Origin of the sequence: Streptococcus sp. 1032 (assembly GCF_013277015.1) — a bacterium.
Lineage (GTDB): Bacteria > Bacillota > Bacilli > Lactobacillales > Streptococcaceae > Streptococcus.
In genome coordinates, this window is sequence record NZ_VMMD01000023.1 from 233 (window position 1) to 3,509 (window position 3,277).

A 3,277-nucleotide genomic window follows, 5' to 3' on the forward strand; every position below is an offset into this window, starting at 1 on the left:
AATCATGGGAAATCTCATCTTGAGGTGGGTTTCACACTTAGATGCTTTCAGCGTTTATCCCTTCCCTACATAGCTACCCAGCGATGCCTTTGGCAAGACAACTGGTACACCAGCGGTAAGTCCACTCTGGTCCTCTCGTACTAGGAGCAGATCCTCTCAAATTTCCTACGCCCGCGACGGATAGGGACCGAACTGTCTCACGACGTTCTGAACCCAGCTCGCGTGCCGCTTTAATGGGCGAACAGCCCAACCCTTGGGACCGACTACAGCCCCAGGATGCGACGAGCCGACATCGAGGTGCCAAACCTCCCCGTCGATGTGAACTCTTGGGGGAGATAAGCCTGTTATCCCCAGGGTAGCTTTTATCCGTTGAGCGATGGCCCTTCCATACGGAACCACCGGATCACTAAGCCCGACTTTCGTCCCTGCTCGAGTTGTAGCTCTCGCAGTCAAGCTCCCTTATACCTTTACACTCTGCGAATGATTTCCAACCATTCTGAGGGAACCTTTGGGCGCCTCCGTTACCTTTTAGGAGGCGACCGCCCCAGTCAAACTGCCCGTCAGACACTGTCTCCGATAGGGATCACCTATCCGGGTTAGAGTGGCCATAACACAAGGGTAGTATCCCAACAACGTCTCCTTCGAAACTGGCGTCCCGATCTCATAGACTCCTACCTATCCTGTACATGTGGTACAGACACTCAATATCAAACTGCAGTAAAGCTCCATGGGGTCTTTCCGTCCTGTCGCGGGTAACCTGCATCTTCACAGGTACTAAAATTTCACCGAGTCTCTCGTTGAGACAGTGCCCAAATCATTACGCCTTTCGTGCGGGTCGGAACTTACCCGACAAGGAATTTCGCTACCTTAGGACCGTTATAGTTACGGCCGCCGTTTACTGGGGCTTCAATTCATACCTTCGCTTACGCTAAGCACTCCTCTTAACCTTCCAGCACCGGGCAGGCGTCACCCCCTATACATCATCTTACGATTTAGCAGAGAGCTGTGTTTTTGATAAACAGTTGCTTGGGCCTATTCACTGCGGCTGACTTAAAGTCAGCACCCCTTCTCCCGAAGTTACGGGGTCATTTTGCCGAGTTCCTTAACGAGAGTTCTCTCGCTCACCTGAGGCTACTCGCCTCGACTACCTGTGTCGGTTTGCGGTACGGGTAGAGTATGTTTAAACGCTAGAAGCTTTTCTTGGCAGTGTGACGTCACTAACTTCGCTACTAAACTTCGCTCCCCATCACAGCTCAATGTTATAGAACTAAGCATTTAACTCAATTCACACCTCACTGCTTAGACAGACACTTCCAATCGTCTGCTTTAGTTAGCCTACTGCGTCCCTCCATCACTACATACTCTAGTACAGGAATATCAACCTGTTGTCCATCGGATACACCTTTCGGTCTCTCCTTAGGTCCCGACTAACCCAGGGCGGACGAGCCTTCCCCTGGAAACCTTAGTCTTACGGTGGACAGGATTCTCACCTGTCTTTCGCTACTCATACCGGCATTCTCACTTCTATGCGTTCCAGCACTCCTCACGGTACACCTTCTTCACACATAGAACGCTCTCCTACCATACCTATAAAGGTATCCACAGCTTCGGTAAATTGTTTTAGCCCCGGTACATTTTCGGCGCAGGGTCACTCGACTAGTGAGCTATTACGCACTCTTTGAATGAATAGCTGCTTCTAAGCTAACATCCTAGTTGTCTGTGCAACCCCACATCCTTTTCCACTTAACAATTATTTTGGGACCTTAGCTGGTGGTCTGGGCTGTTTCCCTTTAGACTACGGATCTTAGCACTCGCAGTCTGACTGCCGACCATAATTCATTGGCATTCGGAGTTTATCTGAGATTGGTAATCCGGGATGGACCCCTCACCCAAACAGTGCTCTACCTCCAAGAATTTCTAATGTCGACGCTAGCCCTAAAGCTATTTCGGAGAGAACCAGCTATCTCCAAGTTCGTTTGGAATTTCTCCGCTACCCACAAGTCATCCAAGCACTTTTCAACGTGCCCTGGTTCGGTCCTCCAGTGCGTCTTACCGCACCTTCAACCTGCTCATGGGTAGGTCACATGGTTTCGGGTCTACGTCATGATACTAAGGCGCCCTATTCAGACTCGGTTTCCCTACGGCTCCGTCTCTTCAACTTAACCTCGCATCATAACGTAACTCGCCGGTTCATTCTACAAAAGGCACGCTCTCACCCATTAACGGGCTCGAACTTGTTGTAGGCACACGGTTTCAGGTTCTATTTCACTCCCCTCCCGGGGTGCTTTTCACCTTTCCCTCACGGTACTGGTTCACTATCGGTCACTAGGGAGTATTTAGGGTTGGGAGATGGTCCTCCCAGATTCCGACGGGATTTCACGTGTCCCGCCGTACTCAGGATACTGCTAGGTACAAAGACTATTTTAAATACGAGGCTATTACTCTCTTTGGCTGATCTTCCCAAATCATTCTTCTATAATCTTTGAGTCCACATTGCAGTCCTACAACCCCGAAGAGTAAACTCTTCGGTTTGCCCTCCTGCCGTTTCGCTCGCCGCTACTAAGGCAATCGCTTTTGCTTTCTCTTCCTGCAGCTACTTAGATGTTTCAGTTCACTGCGTCTTCCTCCTCACATCCTTAACAGATGCGGGTAACAGGTAGTACCTGTTGGGTTCCCCCATTCGGAAATCCCTGGATCATCGCTTACTTACAGCTACCCAAGGCATATCGTCGTTTGTCACGTCCTTCTTCGGCTCCTAGTGCCAAGGCATCCACCGTGCGCCCTTATTAACTTAACCTTATTTTCTGACCTTTCAGTCATAAACTCTTATTAATACTACAGCGTTTTCGGTTTATTTTCTTGTTACTATTTGATATAGATATTCAATTTTCAATGTGCATTACTTGGTGAACTCTCACCAATGGAGCCTAGCGGGATCGAACCGCTGACCTCCTGCGTGCAAAGCAGGCGCTCTCCCAGCTGAGCTAAGGCCCCACAAGACCTCTCAAGACTAAACAAGACCAATGCGCAGTTCCTTATCCTTAGAAAGGAGGTGATCCAGCCGCACCTTCCGATACGGCTACCTTGTTACGACTTCACCCCAATCATCTATCCCACCTTAGGCGGCTGGCTCCTTACGGTTACCTCACCGACTTCGGGTGTTACAAACTCTCGTGGTGTGACGGGCGGTGTGTACAAGGCCCGGGAACGTATTCACCGCGGCGTGCTGATCCGCGATTACTAGCGATTCCGACTTCATGTAGGCGAGTTGCAGCCT

Annotated in this window: 1 tRNA gene and 2 rRNA genes (2 of these 3 cut by a window edge); all 3 read right to left on the reverse strand. The window is 50.1% G+C overall.

Annotation, left to right across the window (positions count from 1 at the left end):
- Positions 1-2,797, reverse strand: a 23S ribosomal RNA gene (locus HT711_RS08275); it reaches 79 nt to the left of the window's first position.
- Positions 2,798-2,921: 124 nt separating this feature from the next.
- Positions 2,922-2,994: transfer RNA gene (locus tag HT711_RS08280), tRNA-Ala, on the reverse strand.
- 51 nt (positions 2,995-3,045) lie between these two features.
- Positions 3,046-3,277, reverse strand: a 16S ribosomal RNA gene (locus HT711_RS08285); it runs 1,213 nt beyond the window's last position.
- The 16S and 23S rRNA genes sit together here with 1 tRNA gene alongside, the layout of an rRNA operon.